The following is a 17080-nucleotide window of genomic DNA, read 5'->3' as shown; positions in this document are numbered from 1 at the left end:
CCTGGGCTGGTATCATTATGCCGTTAGCGAACACCGTCCAGCAATATGCCCTTGGGAGGCATCATGCCCAGAATCTCCGTGATCATCCCGGCCTACAATGTGGATGCCTACCTTGAGCGCTGCCTTGCCAGCGTGGAGGGGCAGTCCTTCAAGGACTGGGAGGCAATCGTGGTGGATGACTGCTCGCCGGACCAGTCTGGCAGCATCGCTGAGCGCTTTGCGTCAAGCGACTCGCGCTTCCGCGTGATCCGCCACGAGGAGAACAAGGGACTTCACCTTGCGCGCAAGACGGGTGTCGAGGCTGTGAGGGGAGAGTATTCGTTCTTCCTTGACGGCGACGACTCCTTTGCGCCCGATTTTCTCGAGGGGATTGCCCGTGCCGCCGAGCAAGACCCCAAGGCCGACGTCTTTCATGTAGGCATTACCGTCATTGCCGAAAACGGTGTGACGGACCAAGGCGCTCAGGGGTTTGCAGGCTTTGTCAACAGGCCAAGCGGTGTGGCCGAGGGTGATGATGTGCTCCTCGACATCTTTGACGAGAAGCACGGACAGCTTGTTGACTGGCGTGCGACCCAGCGCCTCTATCGCACCGAGCTTTTGAGGCGTGCGTTTGCAGCGATGACCTCTGAGCGACTGGAGCGTGCGGAGGACGGCTACGAGGTATTCGTCATCTCCGACCTTGCCGAACGCAGTGTCGGCATCGAGGAGAACCGGGGCTACATCTACCACTACGGCGAGGGGATTACAGGAGTGAGCCCTATCACTTCCGCTCGCTTCGGAGCATTCTGTGACCAGTTCCTCGCCTGCGTTGAGGCGGCGGGCGACTACGTCCATGGGCACGAGACGGCAGCGCTCTTTTCGTCCTTTGTGGGCATGCGTCACAAGATGCTCGAGCTTCTCTCGAATGACCTGCTCGTTCGTGTTCCAGATGACGAGAAGCCCGGTGCCGCCCTGCATCTTTCGCGCACGTTTGGGCCTGCCGCCTGTGCCCGCGAGCTCTGGCGCCTCGTGCGCGACCGCGCGTACTCGTTTGTGGATGCGGGCGCGCTTCCCTCCGAGGACGACCAGCTGCACCTGCTCCTCCCGCTTGCCGAGCGCGTAGATTCAAAGATTGATGTCGCCACGTCCAATCAGACCGACCTCCTCCGTGCTCGCGCCATGTGCGAGAAGGCGCACATTCACCTTTCTCAGCTGCATGTAGCGGACTTCTCCGCTCAGGACATCCGCATACTCGTGACCACCCACAAGGACGTTGACGTTCCAAAGAGCAACATCCTTCAGCCCATCCAGGTTGGGCCAGGCAACAGGGCCAACCGCTTTATCTGGGCTCTTCACGACGACGAGGGGGATAACATCTCGCCTAGGAATCCCATGTACTGCGAACTCACCACCCAGTACTGGGCGTGGAAGAACACCACCTCCCCATACGTGGGCTTCTGCCACTATCGACGCTATTTCAACTTCACGGATACCGCGTACGAGGAGAACCCCTATGGTGAGGTCATGGATGACTTCATCGACGCCGATGCGGTGAGGCTCTACGGCCTGGACGACGCCAGCATCCGCCGCTGCATTGAGGGTTACGACCTCGTTACCACGGGCTTCAAGCGCCTGGCAGACTTCCCCGGTGACTTCTCTACGCCCCGAGAGCACTATGCCGCTGCGCCGTCACTCCACATCGAGGACCTCAACCGCTGCGTGGCAATCGTCCACCGTCTGTTTCCCGATTATGCCCCGGACTTCGACGCCTTCCTTGGGGGCGAGAAGTCCTGCTTCTGCAACATGTACATCATGAGGCGTGAGCTCTTCTCGTCCTACTGCGAGTTCCTGTTCCCCGTCCTTGACGAGTTTGTCCGCGAGACGGACATGTCCACCTACAGTCGCGAGGCGGTTCGTACTCCCGGGCACCTGGCAGAGCGTCTCTTCAACGTGTGGTACCTGCATGCCATGCGCGCAGGCGAGGGAGCTTCGTGGAAGACCAAGCAGCTCCAGTGCGTCCACTTCACAAATCCCGAGCCGGCACAGACGTTCACCCCGGTCTTTCTCGACCGTGAATCCGTTGAGGCTTCTAAGGTGGTGCCGGTGGTCTTCGCCTCCGACGACGCCTATGTTCCGGTGCTCACGGTTGCCATCGAGTCGATGCTGAGAAACGCCAGCCCCGAGCGCTTCTATGACGTTGTGGTGCTCACGCGCGACATCTCTGGTGACCACCAAGCCGCCATGCGCGCCTTCCTTGGCCGCCACGAGAACGTCCGCATCACCTTCTTTGACGTATGGCGCATGGTTGAAGGCTTTGAACTCGATACCAACAATGAGCACATCTCGGTTGAGACCTACTATCGCTTCCTCGTGCAGGATGTCCTTTCGGCCTACAACAAGGTGGTCTATCTCGACTCGGACCTTGTGGTCGAGGGCGACGTTGCGCAGCTTTTCGATACCGATCTGGGCGACAACCTGGTTGCTGCAACGCGCGATGTCGACTACCTTGCCAACCTTAATCTCCCAGACGGCAAGCGCATGCGCTACACACGCGGCGTCCTCAAGATGAAGAGCCCGTACGACTATTTCCAGGCTGGTGTGCTCGTGCTCAACACGCGTGCCATGCGAGAACTGCATACGGTTCAGGAGTGGCTGGAGGTTTCTCAGCGTTCTGACTTCATCTATAACGACCAGGACATCCTCAATACCGAGTGCGAGGGGAGAGCTACCTACCTCGACGCCTCGTGGAATGTCACAAACGACATCTTCCACCGGACAACCGCGCTCTACCCCAACGCTCCCGCCGCTGCCTACGATGCCTACCTGGCGTCGCGCAGCAATCCCAGGGTCGTCCACTTTGCTGGTGCCGTAAAGCCTTGGACCCATGGGTGGATTGACCTTTCCGAGCACTTCTGGAACTATGCCCGCGAGACGCCGTTCTATGAGGCCATCATTGCAGGGCTGCACAGGGCCGACGTCCGCCAGGCGGAGTCCCAGGTGATGGACTACATCAACAACGAGTGCACAAGGATGGGAGGGCACGAGCGCGCGGTAGGTGAGGACAACCCCCTCCGTCAGATTGTTGACCCCCTCGCGCCTGTGGGAAGCACGCGCCGGGAGGTGCTCAAGTCGATTGGCCGTGGGCTTCGCGGCCGGAGCTAGGGCGGCGGGCGGTCATCTCCAATTGTGTCAGGGAGAAAAACAGATTGCCCCTTGCGGTGCAGCCCTGCGCGCCTGTGCTATCCTGCACCCAATAAACAAAAGCAATTTTGCATACTAGATTATGTTTATGCATTATTCTGGGGTGATTGAGGGAATGGAGCGCATAAGGGCCTGTGTCGTGGGGGCAACCGGCTTTGCCGGGGTCGAGGTCTGCCGCATTGTCCTGGGGCACCCCTCCATGGAGCTTGTCATGGCAACGGACCGCAAGGCCGCTGGTGCCAGGCTGGCCGACGTGTACCCTGCGTTCGAGGGTGCAACCAACATCGTCCTCTCGCTTCCCGAGCCGGAGGCAATCGCCCAGAATGCGGACGTCGCCTTTCTCGCCGTGCCCCATACGGCCTCGCTTGCCATCACGCCGCAGCTTCTTGCGCTGGGCGTTACCGTGATCGACCTCTCGGCGGACTATCGCCTGCATGACGCGGCCGTCTACGAGCAGTGGTACGGCACGCCGCACACGAGCCCTGAGCTTCTCAACCAGACGGCCTATGGCCTGCCCGAGCTCAATCGCTCTGAGCTTCTCGCCTTGGGGGAGCGGCACGCGAAGGATGAGCCAGTGCTTGTTGCCGTACCGGGCTGCTATCCCACGGCCACGGCGCTTGCCGCCATCCCGGCGCTCGAGGCGGGCCTTGCCACAGGGGACCTCGTAATCTCTGACGCCATCTCCGGCGTCTCTGGCGCAGGTCGCGCGGCCAATGCGCGCACGCACTTCTGCCACGCCAACGAGTCCGTCGAGGCTTACGGCGTGGCGCGCCACCGCCATACCCCCGAGATCGAGCAGACGCTCACCCAGGCAGCGAATCGCGAGATGAACGTCGTGTTTACGCCGCACCTTGCCCCGCTCACCCGAGGCCTTCTCGCCACCGTGTACATGACGGCGGCAGACGGCGTCACCGCACATGACGTGCAGGGCGCCTACGAGCGTCGCTATGCCAACGAGGCGCTGGTCTCAACGCTTCCCTCCGGGCGCATGCCACAGACCTCGTCTGTTGCGGCGACCGCTCGTGCCCAGGTTGGCGTGGCCCTTGATGACCGACGACATAGGGTCATCATCGCGTCCTGCGCGATCGACAACCTCGGCAAGGGGGCTGCTGCCCAGGCCATGCAATGTGCAAACCTGGTGCTGGGGCTTCCGGAGACCCAAGGCATTGGGGCTACCGCCCCGCTCATCTAGGCTCATGGCCGAGTCCGTCGGCTGGCGCAGGACCACCGCGTTGTCCATTCCGGACGCGCATGCGGCGCGTCCCCGTCCAGAAGGGTCCTTTCATGACAAGCATCAAGCCTCTCGCCATCCCCTTGCAGGATGACGCTCCCCAGTCGTTCGGCTTTGCCCCCTGCGAGGGAGGAGTCTGCGCGGCCCCAGGCATGCGTGCCGCCGGAATCTCTGCAGGATTTCGCAAGAATCCCGAGCGCAAGGACATGGCGCTTGTCGTTGCCGATAAGACCTGCGTCTGCGCGGCAACGTTCACGCAGAACCGCTTCTGCGCCGCGCCGGTGCAGGTGAGCAGAGCGCGTGCCGCCTCGGGCCACGCCCGGGCCGTGGTTCTCAACTCCGGCAACGCCAATGCGGCCACCGGTGAGCCGGGCCTGCGCTGTGCCGAGAAGGCCTGCGCCCTTGTCGCCCAGGCTCTGGGCTGTGACGAGAAGGACGTGCTTGTGGCGTCGACAGGCGTCATCGGCGTGCGGCTCCCCCTCGAGCCCTACGTGACAGGCGTGCCAGCTGCCGTCGAAGCGCTTGCGGCGACGCCCGAGGCCGCCCATGACGCTGCCTGTGCGGTCATGACCACAGACACGCACCCCAAAGAGGCGGCCCTTGTGGGGCCCGCCCATCAGGCGGACGGCGGCTCTGTCACGGTGCATGTGGGCGGCTTTGTGAAGGGCTCGGGCATGATTCAGCCAAACATGGCGACCATGCTCTGCGTGCTCTCGACCGATGCCCCGCTTACGCCCGAGGCCGCGCATGCCGCGCTCCTCTCAGCCGTTCGCCAGACCTTCAACAAGGTGACGGTGGACTCTGACACTTCCACCAACGACACCTGCATCCTTTTTGCCACGGGTGCCGCCGGTGGCGCCGCCATCGACGAGGGCTCGCCTGCGTATCCGGCTGTCGCTGCGGCCATCAGGGGCGTCTGCACCAACCTTGCCCGGCAGATTGCTGCGGACGGCGAGGGCTCGACCAAACTCGTGACCGTGGACGTCCTTGGAGCGACCAGCCAGGAGGACGCCGATAAGGTTGCCTTTGCCATTGCAAACTCGCCGTTGGTCAAGACCGCCATCTTTGGACACGATGCCAACTGGGGCCGCGTGGCTGCGGCTGCCGGCAAGTGCGGCGTGCCCTTCTCGCAGGAAGCCGTCGACATCGACTTCATGGGCGTGCCTGTGCTCCGTGCGGGGCTTCCCGTTCCCATGGACGAGGACGACATGCTACGCCGCTTTGAGCAGCCCGAGATAGACATTGCCATCTCGCTTGGTGCGGGAAAGGCATGCTCGCGGGTGTGGACCTGCGATCTCACGCACGACTACGTCAAAATCAACGGAGAGTACCGAACCTAGGGCTTCGTATTGCCCGGCCACGTGCGTCCGCGGCCCATGACCAACAAAACCCACGGCAGGAGGTACACATGCAAGGTCGCGAGGAAGGCGAGCTCGAGCTTGCCCAGAAGAAGGCAGAGGTTCTCACCGAGGCGCTCCCGTGGATCAACAGGATGCGCGGGAAGACCATCGTTGTGAAGTACGGCGGATCTGCCATGGAAGATCTTGAGCTCATGGTCCAGGTGGTCGGGGACATCGAGCTTCTCAAGCTCATGGGCATGCGCGTTGTTCTCGTGCACGGTGGTGGGAAGGCGATAAGTGCGCTTCTCGGCAAGCTGGGCATTCCCACAAAGTTCAAGGATGGCCTGCGCGTGACGGATGACGCCACAATGGAGGCCGTACAGGAAGTGCTCGTCGGCAAGGTGAACCAGCAACTGGTGTGGGCGTTGAACGAATACGGTCACAACGCGGTGGGCATTTCGGGTGCCGACGGGAAGACCTTCAAGAGCGAGCCCGTCTCGGCCGAGCTTGGCCGTGTTGGCCGCATTCGCGAAGTGAGCCCGGAGCTCATCAATTCCATCCTTGATGACGGATACACCCCCGTGGTTGCAAGCGTTGGTTGTGGCCCCGATGGGTTCTACAACATCAATGCCGACATCGCTGCGGGCAAGGTGGCGGAAGCGCTCCATGCCGACAAGCTCATCTACCTCACGGATGTTGATGGACTCTTTGGTGACTATCGCGACAAGGACAGCCTTATCTCGTCACTTACGCTATCTGAGACAAAAGAGGTCCTTGCCTCTGGAGAGTTGGACGGCGGCATGATTCCAAAGATTCGCTCGATTGAGGAGGCAATGGAGAACGGCGTCCATGAGGTTGTCATTCTCAACGGCAAGACACCGCATTCGCTCCTCGTCGAAATCTTCACTGACACCGGTGTGGGCACCCTTTTCACCCAGGACTAGAACAAGGAGAGCAACATGGCAGACACCAGCTTCGAGAGCGCCAAGGCCCTTGATGATACGTATGTGATGCATACCTACGGGCGTCTCCCCGTTGAGTTTGTCTCGGGCGAGGGGGCGACGCTTACCGACTCGACCGGCAAGGCCTACATCGACTGCCTGGGCGGCATTGGCTCCGTGAGCCTGGGACACCGCAACCCCGTGGTGGCAGCGGCACTTCACGCGCAGGTCGACAGGGTATGGCAGGTTGGCAACTACTTCTACGTCGAGAACCGCGGCGAGCTCGCCCGTGACCTCTCGGGGTTTCTCTCATCCACGTGCGACGAGGAGGGCCATGTGGTTGGCTCCACGGGCTCTGCGTGGAAGACCTTCTTTGCGAACTCGGGTGCCGAGGCAAACGAGGGAGCCATCAAGGTTGCAAGACGTTGGGGTGAGAAGAGGCTTGGTGGCGCGTCCGGCATCATCACGGCGCAGAAGAGCTTCCACGGCCGTACGCTTGCGACGCTGGCGGCGACCGGTCAGGCTGTTTTCCACAAGGCATTCCTCCCCATGCCCGCCGGCTTTGCAGCGGTTCCCCTGAACGACGCGGACGCACTTGTGGCGGCGTTGGACAACCCGCCGGCGTCATGCGGTCCCGTGTGCGCCGTGATGCTCGAGTGCGTGCAGGGCGAGGGCGGCGTGTGGCCTGCCGACTACGACTACCTGCGCTTTGTTTCTGCGGAGTGTGAGAGGCGCGGCGTGCTTCTCATCATTGACGAGGTCCAGACCGGCTTCTTCCGTTGCGGGGCGCCGTTCTGCTACCAGCTTGCCGGCATCGAGCCGGATGTGGTGAGTATGGCCAAGGGCATCGCAGATGGCTTTCCCATGGGAGCCGTTGCGGCAAAGGCTGAGGTTGCGGACCTCATGGGGCTGGGGGATCACGGCTCTACCTTTGGGGGCAACGCACTTGCGGCGGCTGCCGGCCGCGTCACGGTGGAGGTGCTGGTCTCCGAGGGGATAGGGGAGCACGTTATTGCCTGCGGCGCACGCCTGCGCCAGCGCCTTGAAGCGCTGCCGCACGTGACCGAAGTGCGTGGGCACGGGCTCCTCCTTGGCGCGCAGCTTGACGTGCCCATGGCCAACGAACTTGTCGACAAGGGCCTTGAGCAGGGACTCGTTCTCAACCACATAGGTGATTCGATCCTGCGCTTCCTTCCTCCGCTGGTGATTACCGAGGAGCAGGTGGACGAGGTCTGCGACAGGCTTTTCGAACTTCTCGATTAGCTACAGACCGGGGGCATTGAAGCGGGCTGGCCTCAATGCCCCAGTCGGAGTTCTGTTGCATGAAAACGCGATATCGTACGGCTTTTTGCTCTTCGCTGCATGAAATCGCGCTATCGCGGGGTGGTTTTGGCGTTCCGACATAAAACATTGAAGTATATTTGCACATTTATGCATATTTGTTGTGAAATATAGAAATATATGCAAATATAGTTGTAACTTTTATCTTGGGGTGCGGAAGAGGCCCCGCGATAACGCGATTTCATGCAGAGGCCGCTAGAAAACCGTACGATATCGCGTTTTCATGCAGGACGATTTGACTGTGGGCTACCCCGTTAGCCGTAACTTCGGCTTCTCCGAAGAAAACCCTCGGCATTCCACGCTCGTTGCACTGCGAAGAACAAGTATCGATGGATGCTGTCATCAAAATCGTGGAAATCGTGGCATTCAGGCGTGGCGAAAAAAATGCCACGGCCATCGGCGAAGGGCAGCGGCTCAGATTTGGCCACCCTAGCACTGCGCCCCTCGCCGATGGGGAATGCTATTGCTCCGACTTGGCGCCCGTGCGCTCTGGAACGCGCAGCATGACCACGAAGCCAATCACGAACAGCACCACGATCGAAAGCACGCCCAGCGAGCCGTTGCTCGTGATGGCCGTCATGGTGCCCACGATAAGGGTGCCGAGAATGGCGGCGTACTTGCCAAAGATGTCGAAGAACCCAAAGTACTCGTTTGCATGCTCCTTGGGGCAGAGCTTGCCAAACTCGGAGCGCGAAAGCGCCTGCAGTCCGCCCTGGAAGAGGCCGACCATGATGGCCAGAATCCAGAACTCGACGGCGGAGCGCAGGAAGAAGGCAGCAAACAGCGTGATAAGGGTGTAGCCGGCGATACCCACAAGAATCATCGTGCGCGTGCCAAGCTTGTGTCCCAGCCTGCCGTATGCGATCGCCGAGGGGAACGCCACAAACTGCGTGACGAGCAAGGCCAGCACCAGCTGCGTACCGTCGATGCCAAGGTCCGCTCCGTACGAGGTCGAGAGCTTGATGATGGTGTGTACGCCGTCGATGTAGAAGAAGTACGCAATGATGTAGTTCCTGATGGACGGGTCGCGCCAGATGCGCCCCGCCGTGGCTCCGATGCCGCGCACTGCGTTGGCAAGGGCGTGCTTCTCGCGCGGCTTGTAGTGGGTCTGTTCGACGTTCTTGAGCATGGGGATCGTAAACGCCACCCACCAGGCAGCCGTAATGAAAAATGAAATCTGCATGGCCACCTGCAGGCTCATGCCAAAGGGCCTTGCCAGTACAAAGGCAAGGCAAGCGAGGAACGGCACGCAGCTACCAATGTAGCCCCACGCATACCCCCGACTGGAAACGTCATCCATGCGGTCATCCGTCGTGGCGTCCACAAGCAGCGCGTCATAGAACACGAACGACGTGTTGAGCGCCACGGAGGAGATGACGTAGATCACGAGAAACGCCATGGCGTTTGTGGGGAAGCCCATGGCCACGCAAGCCACGGCACCCGTTCCTACGGAGCCGATGACGAACTTCTTCTTCATGCCCTGCTGGTCGGCAATGGAGCCGAGGATGGGCATGAGCAGTGCGATGACCAGCGATGCAACCGTCTCTGCATAGCTCCACGCGACAAGAGCGGGGCCATCTGCCAGCGACTTGAAGTAGATGGGAATGACGCTCGTGGCGAGAAGCACCAGCGCGGAGTTACCCACGTCATACATAACCCAGCTTTTCTCGGCCTTCGTCATCTTAAAAGACATAGCAATCCTCTCCGTTGGCCCTCCTGGAATCGCGCTCAGACAAACCAAAACGGTATCGCTGGAATGGCGGCGAAACTCCCGGCTTCTGTCAGGATTATGTAATGGCTTGCCCGATGCGTCATCCATGCGCCGCCGTGCGGCCGCACCGCAACCGTAGACGTGCAAGAGATGGCGTCGCCTCGGCGCGTGTGCGCCAGATGTCCCTTGGATGGGGCATAATGGCGGAGCGGCACAACGGCGCCTCTCGCGCCGCTCACCGGAACCAGAAAGGGGTTACGATGCCGGCCATTCTCACGCACGACTTCTTTGCACGCGACGTTGCCGAGTGCGCGAAGGCGGAGCTTCCCCTGGCAACCCTGGACGAGCGCGACGCCTTCCTCTTGGGGAGCCAAGGCCCCGATCCGCTCTTCTACATCGAGCTGTACCCCCTCATGGCGAAGTGGGCCGAGATGGGAGGCCTCATGCACGACAAGCGCCCCGCCAGGCTCCTTGCAGCCATGCGCGAGGCCGTTGACCGCCTGTCCAAGCGCGAGAGGGCGGTTGGTGCAGCATATCTGGCGGGCTTCTCGTGCCATTGGCTCTTGGACTCGACGGTCCACCCTTTTATCAACGCCTGGGCCTATGACCTGACGCACGCGGGGGTTGCCGGGCTAGGACCGGAGTGTGACAGCAAGGTCCACATGGAGGTCGAGCGTGACCTCGACGAGGCTGTGCTTTTCCGTAAGACCGGCAAGACGATTGCCGAGTACCGCCCGTTTGCAAATACCCTGCGGGCTTCGCGAGAGGCGCTTGCCATTATCGACAAGCTCTACTTCTATGCTGCCCTGTGGACCTATGGCAGGCCCATCGACCCCACGACGTTCTCGGCTTCGGTGGGATGTTATCGAACCATGATGCGCCTGCTCTATGCCACGCGCGAGCACCATCGCAGCGCGATCGCTGCTCTTGAGCGTGCTATTTCCGGTGCCCCTTACTCCACCTACAGCGCCCTTTCGCATCGCGTGCGGGCGTCTGCCTCCTCGGAGTTTGACAACTCTGAGCACCGTGCATGGACCAACCCCGCGACTGGCATTGTGAGCAGGGAATCGTTTGCGAACCTCTACGAACGCGCTCTCGATCGCGCGACCTCGGTGGTTGCGTCCGTGCTCTCTCCCGGCTTTGACAGTGCGGCGTCGTACGCGCTCACAGGCAACATCAACTTCGGGGGTGCGCGAGACGAGGAGAGTTTCCCCTTGTCTCATGGCACGGAGGCTGCGGCGTCTTGACGAGTGAGGCTACGCGCCATGTGATGCAGGCGAACAGGAGCAAGAACACCAAGCCAGAACTTCTCGTGCGGGCAAGGCTTCGCGAGGCCGGCTACACCGGCTACAGGCTGCACTGGAAGAAGGCGCCAGGCAAGCCTGATATCTGCTTTCCCGGCAGGCAGGTTGCCATTTTTGTGAACGGCTGCTTCTGGCATCGCTGCCCCCATTGTCTCCTGCCGCTTCCAAAAACCAACGTCGAGTTCTGGAAGGCCAAGTTCGACCGCAACCGCGCACGCGACGCCCGCGACAATGCACTGCTGGTACAAGACGGGTGGACAGTCCTTGTGGTATGGGAGTGCATGCTCAAGGAGGAGCGGCTCGACTCCACCATGCGTGAGGTCCTGCGCGAACTCGACCGGGCAAGCAGGGAGGGCCAAAACGTTGCTCGGATGGTGGAGATTGGCTCTCCCCGCCCTTGGAAGCTTCGCCGAGAGCGACAAAAGCTACGCTCACGGCATACTTTGCGCTAAACCAGTCGCAGGTCTAAGCTAGTGCCCATGGCCAACGACGGGGGGTATCGCCATGTCGACATACGTATTCTCTGATGTCCACGGACATCGCGCGACGCTCGAGCGCGTTCTCGAGCGCGTGTCCCCCGGCGCAGATGACGCCGTGTTCTGTCTCGGGGACATGATTGACCGCGGGCCCGATCCCGTCGGCGTCATGCGCCTCGTGCGCTCGCTTCCCAACGTGTGCGTGCTCAAGGGCAATCACGAGGACCTCATGCTCGACGCGCTCGGCCACGAGAATGACGTGATGTCGCAGGCAAACTGGGCAATCAACGGCGGCATGGCTACGCTTTCGGGTCTTCAGGAGCTCCCGGGCGACGAGGCGAGCGAGCTTATCAAGTGGGTGCGTGGCCTTCCGCTCTCGACCCACGTGGAGGTGGCGGGACGCCACTACATCATGGTCCATGCCGGAATCCGTCCGGATGGCCCGGCACCAGCCGATGGCACCTGGAACGGTGCCGCAATCGATGCGCTGCTCGGCGCACAGACCCCCGATGACCTGCTGTGGATTCGCGACGAGTTCTGGTCGGTCCCCACAGGCCTTCTCAACGAGAAGGGAGAGGGACCCATTGTGGTGGCGGGGCACACGCCGACGCCCTACCTTGCGTCCATGACGGACGAGCTCGACCGTCCGGTAAGAGACGAGAATGGCATCGCACAGATGGTGCGCGTTGGAGCGCGCGACGCCACGGGTGGTGTGGCTGATCGCTGGGACATAGACTCCGGTGCCGCTGGAGGTGCCGGTTTTGGTCGGGTCACGGTCATGCGCCTGGATGACGGCGAGGAGTTCGCGGAGCCCGTTCGCGATGGCGAGTAGGGAAGACGTGTGCGGCTCCGGCCGGGCGGGCCAGCGCATGGTTCATCCGCTTGCGCCAATCTTCGATGAGACGAGCCGCGTGCTTGTGCTGGGTACCATGCCCAGCCCCAAATCGCGTGAGGTGAGCTTCTACTACGGCAACCCTCAGAACCGCTTCTGGCGCGTGATGGCTGCACTGTGGGACGAGTCTGTGCCGACGGGCAACGACGGCCGTCGCGACCTATGCCTGCGACACCACGTCGCGCTGTGGGACGTGCTCGCAAGCTGCACCATCACGGGTGCGAGCGACGCCTCCATACGCGACCCCGTCCCCAACGACGTGGAAAGGATCCTCTCGGTCGCGCCAATCGTTCGCGTATTCTGCACGGGCGGGGCTGCCACAAGGCTCTATCGGCGGCTTATCGAGCCCTCGTGCGGCCTTCCGTGCACGGGACTTCCCTCGACGAGCCCGGCAAACGCCCGTATGAGGCTCGATGACCTAGTGGTGGCCTACGAGCCCCTGCGTTGTGCGGCGGAGAGAGAGTGGTGCGCAAAAACTGCGGTTTGATGACGGCTCCGTGCACCCTCGCCGTTTGGGAGTGAGTAGTTAAACGGCGAGAAAACGCGACTGGTGGGACGGCTGCCTGTGCCGCCTGGCGAGCGACCGCCTCCAATGGCAGAGGTTCGGTGTCGTGCGTACGCACAGGCCCACATGCTGGCCAGCGAGGTAAAACTGCGGATTAATTGCACGTCGCGGAGAAGGACAGCCTGTCCGCCTGCTTTCTCGACGGCACCTGTCGAAGGCCGCAATTAACCCGCAGATTTGTCAGGCGATGCCCCATGAGGCGTCGACAACGCCCACGGCTCCGCGAGTTTCTGCCACAATGGATGCCCAACATCAATCGCAGCGCACACAACGTGGCTGAATCGCAGAGGGGCGACATGCGATGAGCGTCAGTGAACTCATGGATGAGAAGGACATGGCCGACCTGCTCGTGAGCGTTCCTGCAGAGGGACTGCTGCACGGCGTCGTGTGGGCAGAGCCCCTGGGCCACGGGTGGACTCACCCTTGGCGCTTTGCAAAGGGCCAGCTCAAGGCCATTGGGAGTTGCCGCGCCTGGCATCCGGGCCTCTACCGGACAATGGCTGCCTGCACGGCGGGCGTGACCGTGGAGCTCGAGACGGACTCTTCGGCCATCGTGCTCGAGGCGCGTGTGGAGGCCTTCCCGCGCGGCTCGCGCGAGGTCCTGGCCGAGACTTCCGAGTGCGCCTTTGCGCCGGACGGTCCGCTCGACGGCTTCTCTTGCGACGTTGACGGCAGGCACCTGCCCTGTGTGCTTCCGGAGGAGAACGACGACGGCATCACGCGCGTGGAATTCTCGCTCGATGACCCCGACGAGGCACCCGTGAGCAATCTTCAGCACCTGCCGGGTCTGGGTCGCCACCATCGCGTACGCGTGTGGTTGCCGTGCCTTACGAGCTGCGACCTACGCCGTGTTGTGGGTGACGGCAACGTGATTGAGCCGGTGGAGGCCCGCGGCCAGCTCTTGGTGATTGGCGACTCGATTGCCCAGGGCTTCGTCTCCGGTGACCCGGCACACAACTGGCCGGCGCTTCTCGCCACGCGACTTGGCATGGACGTGCTCAACCAGGGCATCGGCGGGCAGGTGTTTCTCCCCGGCTCGACGGTGGGCCTTGCTGACGAGGCGTCGCCCGAGGTCGTGGTGGTTGAGCTGGGCGAGAACTATCGCTACGAGCCCTGTCAGGAGATGCGCATCTCGCGCGACATCCGCACGAGCCTCTTCGAGGTCGCCGAAGCGTGGCCGGAGGCGTCGGTCTGGACCCTCACGCCGCTGTGGCACTCGGACGAGACCCACCCCACGCATCGTGGCAGCTGCTTTGCCGTGGTACCCGATCTTATCCGTGGCGCGGTTGCCGCCAACCCCGGCATGCACCTGGTGGAGGGGTCGCGCCTCCTGCAAGCCAGCCCCGTCCTCATGGCCGATGGCTACGAGCACCCCAACGCAGGCGGTTCCAAAACCATCGCAGAGCGTCTAGCCTTCATCATGGATGCGCTGTCGGAGCCCGCGGAAACCCGCCGGGCACGCGCGATCGAGCTCCTCTCGGACGGACCGCGCGAGGCGTTTCCCATCCTCGAGTGCGCCCGCCGGGGGATTGGCGAGGTGCTCGTTGCCGAGAAGGGCGTCTGCATCCTGGAGATTCCGCATCACGGAACCTTTGTGTGGGGAACCGCGAAGAAGGCCCTGCGCGAGGCGCTTGACGTCTTTGCGTCTCGCGATTTCGTGTGCGTCTTGGGCTCGGCTCCCGTGCACGACGTGTGCCGCGACCTGGGCCTCACTGAGGACGTGCCCTGCAACATGGTGATTTACGAGAAGGGACGGCATCTCGACGTCGATCCCACGCTCGACATCCGCACGCTCACGCCGGCCTATGCCGAGCTTGTCGCCGAGCACTACTCGCACCCCGAGTACCTGGCTGCAGGCGAGCTGGAGGACATTCTCGAGCGCGGCCTTGTACTGGGCGGCTTTGAGGCGGGGCGTCTCTGTGCCTTTGTCGGCGAGCATCCCGAGGGTGCCATCGGCATGCTGGAGGTCTTCCCCGAGCAGCGTCGTCGCGGGTGGGCAACGGCGCTTGAGTCGGCAAAGATTAACGAGCAGCTCGACCGCGGCCTTGTGCCCTGGGGCGAGGTGTGGCCCGACAACCGGGCATCCATTGCCCTTCAAGAGAAGCTCGGGCTTACGGTCCATCCGGAGAAGGACATGCGCTTCCTGAGTCGAGCGTAACTTTGGTGCCATCGAGTGAACTTACGGGCGTCTTACGCCTTCGTAAGCTTCGGCTTCCCGGCGCCGCCGCCGGCTCTCGGCCGTGCTGGCTTCGAATGTGTGACGGTTCGCAACACGAACGTCGACGAATGCGTGACGTCCTGCGCGGGTCACGCATTCGGATGCGAACCTGTGACGAACCGTTACACAATCGCCGGCGGGCACGGGTTTGCCTCGCGCCGAGAGCCGCCTTTCGCCCGGAGAAGGACATGCGCTTCCTGAGTCGAGCGTAGCTGCACAGGCGGGGGCTCTCGGCCATCGCCGCCCCCGAGTATGACTGCTAGTGTGCAGAATTGGTGATGCTGCTTCCAAGCGACTACAATCTCACAGCCATATGCAGAATATTTCAGTGCGCTCGCCGATATGCCATTCCATATGAGGGCGAGCAGGAAGTGGTAATCATGACCAGTCTTCATGGACGCGAGCTCGAGGACGAGTTCCTCTCGACTGCGCGCGAGTTTAACGGCGACGTTGAGAGCAGGGAGGCCGGTGACCGCTACCTTCTCACCACTCACGCGCTCTACCATGGCGGGCCCGTCTCTTGGGCCATGACGCCCAAGATCTTTGATGCCGCCCAGACTGACATTCTGCGCGATGCCGCCGAGACCATGGGTCGCATCATGGACAAGATTACTGCGGAGTACCTGCGCAACCCCGAGTTCCGTGCACTTTTCCGCCTTTCACCGGAGCTCGAGGCTCTCACAATCATCCCCACAGGCTATGACCAGATGATCCCCATCGCGCGCGTGGACGTCTTCTTCAACGAGGAGACTGGCGACTTCCAGTTCTGCGAGCTCAACACCGACGGTTCGGCTGGCATGACCACGACCGTCGAGGTAACCCGTGCCATCCAGGCAACCCATACCTATCGCAAGTTTGCCGAGAAGTACCCATCGATTACGACGTATGACCTGGTCGGTGAGGCAATCGACGCCATCGCGGAGACGTATGCCAGCTGGGCGAACGCTGACCGCTTTGGCAGTGACGTGGCGCACCCGTCGATGTGCATCGTGGACTATCCCGAGAGCGCCTCGATGGATGAGCTCGAGGACTTCCTGTGGCGCCTTTCCGACCGCGGCTTTTACGCCCAGTTCTGCGACATTCGCGACCTGCGCATCGAGCATGTGGCTGGTACCGACCTCCTCATGGCGCCGGGCGGCCCCGTCTCCTGCGTGTATCGCCGCGCCGTTACATCCGAGATTGCCGAGAAGCCCTGCCCCGGTGCGGACGCCTTGGCCGAAGCTGCGCGTCGTGGCCTAGCCTGCGTCATTGGTGGCTACAGGACCTGGCCGTGCGCAACGAAGACGGTCTTTGCGGTCATGCGCTCGCATGCGGTGGACGGCATCCTTACGTCAGAGGAACGCGCCTTCATTGACGCCCACGTACCCGAGACCGTGCTGCTCGACGCTGATACGGACCTCTCGCCCTATGCCGAGAAGGACCACTGGATCGTGAAGCCCGCTGGCGGGTACAACGCCGTAGGCGTGGTGGCCGGCCTCGACTGCAAGACGCAAGAGGAGTGGGACCGCGCTCTCTCTTCGTGCGCGAAGAACGGCGGCGTGGTGCAGGCGTATGCGCCTCAGTACCGCACTCCCACCATGCGAGGCGGCATGCTCAAGCCCGGCGAGGACCCGCTTGCAGCCCCCGAGATGAGCAATATGGAGGGGCTCTTCCTCTTCAACGGCAAGTTTGGCGGTGTCTTTACCCGCTGCGGCGAGGGTAACGTCATTGGCGAGTGGACGCATCGTCTTAACATGGGGTGCCTCGTCGTCGAGTAGGCAGGCACCAGCGCCGGGGCACCCGTCCCGAAAGCCTGCGACCCAATTGCGTCCCAGTGGGACACCGCAGTCAATCTGTCTCGGTTTCTCTCGGCAGGGACCCCCCAGCCTGCGGACAGATACC

12 protein-coding genes are annotated in these 17080 nt (G+C 62.2%); 11 read left to right on the top strand and 1 reads right to left on the bottom strand.

The window, feature by feature from the left end; all coding sequences use genetic code 11:
* The first annotated feature begins 63 nt into the window (after positions 1-63).
* From E0E00_RS10710 to E0E00_RS10690, 5 genes are all read left to right on the top strand, one after another.
* Positions 64-3141, top strand: coding sequence for a DUF4422 domain-containing protein (locus tag E0E00_RS10710; protein ID WP_130812485.1), 3078 nt, complete (start codon positions 64-66; stop codon positions 3139-3141).
* Positions 3142-3295: 154 nt separating this feature from the next.
* Positions 3296-4372: an N-acetyl-gamma-glutamyl-phosphate reductase gene (argC, locus tag E0E00_RS10705; protein ID WP_130812484.1), complete on the top strand. Its 1077-nt coding sequence runs from the start codon at positions 3296-3298 to the stop codon at positions 4370-4372.
* A 92-nt stretch (positions 4373-4464) separates the two neighbouring features.
* Positions 4465-5751, top strand: a complete 1287-nt coding sequence (gene argJ / locus E0E00_RS10700) for a bifunctional glutamate N-acetyltransferase/amino-acid acetyltransferase ArgJ (RefSeq protein ID WP_130812483.1) — start codon at positions 4465-4467, stop codon at positions 5749-5751.
* A 68-nt stretch (positions 5752-5819) separates the two neighbouring features.
* Complete coding sequence (gene argB, locus E0E00_RS10695; RefSeq protein ID WP_165443668.1) at positions 5820-6695, top strand: acetylglutamate kinase; 876 nt, start codon at positions 5820-5822, stop codon at positions 6693-6695.
* A gap of 15 nt (positions 6696-6710) precedes the next feature.
* Positions 6711-7955: an aspartate aminotransferase family protein gene (locus E0E00_RS10690; protein WP_130812481.1), complete on the top strand. Its 1245-nt coding sequence runs from the start codon at positions 6711-6713 to the stop codon at positions 7953-7955.
* A gap of 538 nt (positions 7956-8493) precedes the next feature.
* Here the strand turns inward: E0E00_RS10690 and E0E00_RS10685 are convergent.
* Positions 8494-9726: an MFS transporter gene (locus E0E00_RS10685; protein ID WP_130812480.1), complete on the bottom strand. Its 1233-nt coding sequence runs from the start codon at positions 9724-9726 to the stop codon at positions 8494-8496.
* Positions 9727-10004: 278 nt separating this feature from the next.
* Here E0E00_RS10685 and E0E00_RS10680 point away from each other — a divergent pair, with 278 nt between their 5' ends.
* From E0E00_RS10680 to E0E00_RS10655, 6 genes are all read left to right on the top strand, one after another.
* Positions 10005-10991 carry a hypothetical protein gene (locus E0E00_RS10680; protein ID WP_130812479.1) on the top strand — a complete coding sequence of 329 codons (987 nt, stop codon included), beginning with the start codon at positions 10005-10007 and terminating at the stop codon, positions 10989-10991.
* Entirely contained in the window at positions 10988-11500 is a 513-nt protein-coding gene (locus E0E00_RS10675; protein WP_130812478.1) for a very short patch repair endonuclease, read from the top strand. Before E0E00_RS10680 ends, E0E00_RS10675 begins: the two co-directional genes overlap by 4 nt.
* 52 nt (positions 11501-11552) lie before the next feature.
* Positions 11553-12356, top strand: coding sequence for a metallophosphoesterase family protein (locus E0E00_RS10670; protein WP_130812477.1), 804 nt, complete (start codon positions 11553-11555; stop codon positions 12354-12356).
* Positions 12346-12903: a DNA-deoxyinosine glycosylase gene (locus E0E00_RS10665; protein WP_130812476.1), complete on the top strand. Its 558-nt coding sequence runs from the start codon at positions 12346-12348 to the stop codon at positions 12901-12903. Before E0E00_RS10670 ends, E0E00_RS10665 begins: the two co-directional genes overlap by 11 nt.
* Before the next feature lie 379 nt (positions 12904-13282).
* Positions 13283-15139 carry a GNAT family N-acetyltransferase gene (locus E0E00_RS10660; RefSeq protein WP_130812475.1) on the top strand — a complete coding sequence of 619 codons (1857 nt, stop codon included), beginning with the start codon at positions 13283-13285 and terminating at the stop codon, positions 15137-15139.
* A gap of 440 nt (positions 15140-15579) precedes the next feature.
* Entirely contained in the window at positions 15580-16956 is a 1377-nt protein-coding gene (locus tag E0E00_RS10655; protein ID WP_130812474.1) for a hypothetical protein, read from the top strand.
* Positions 16957-17080: the final 124 nt, after the last annotated feature.

Source organism: Olsenella sp. Marseille-P4559 (genome assembly GCF_900605015.1).
In the GTDB taxonomy this organism is placed as follows: Bacteria; Actinomycetota; Coriobacteriia; order Coriobacteriales; family Atopobiaceae; genus Tractidigestivibacter.
Note: the sequence above shows the minus strand (reverse complement) of the source record. Positions and strands in the feature narration are given on the sequence as shown.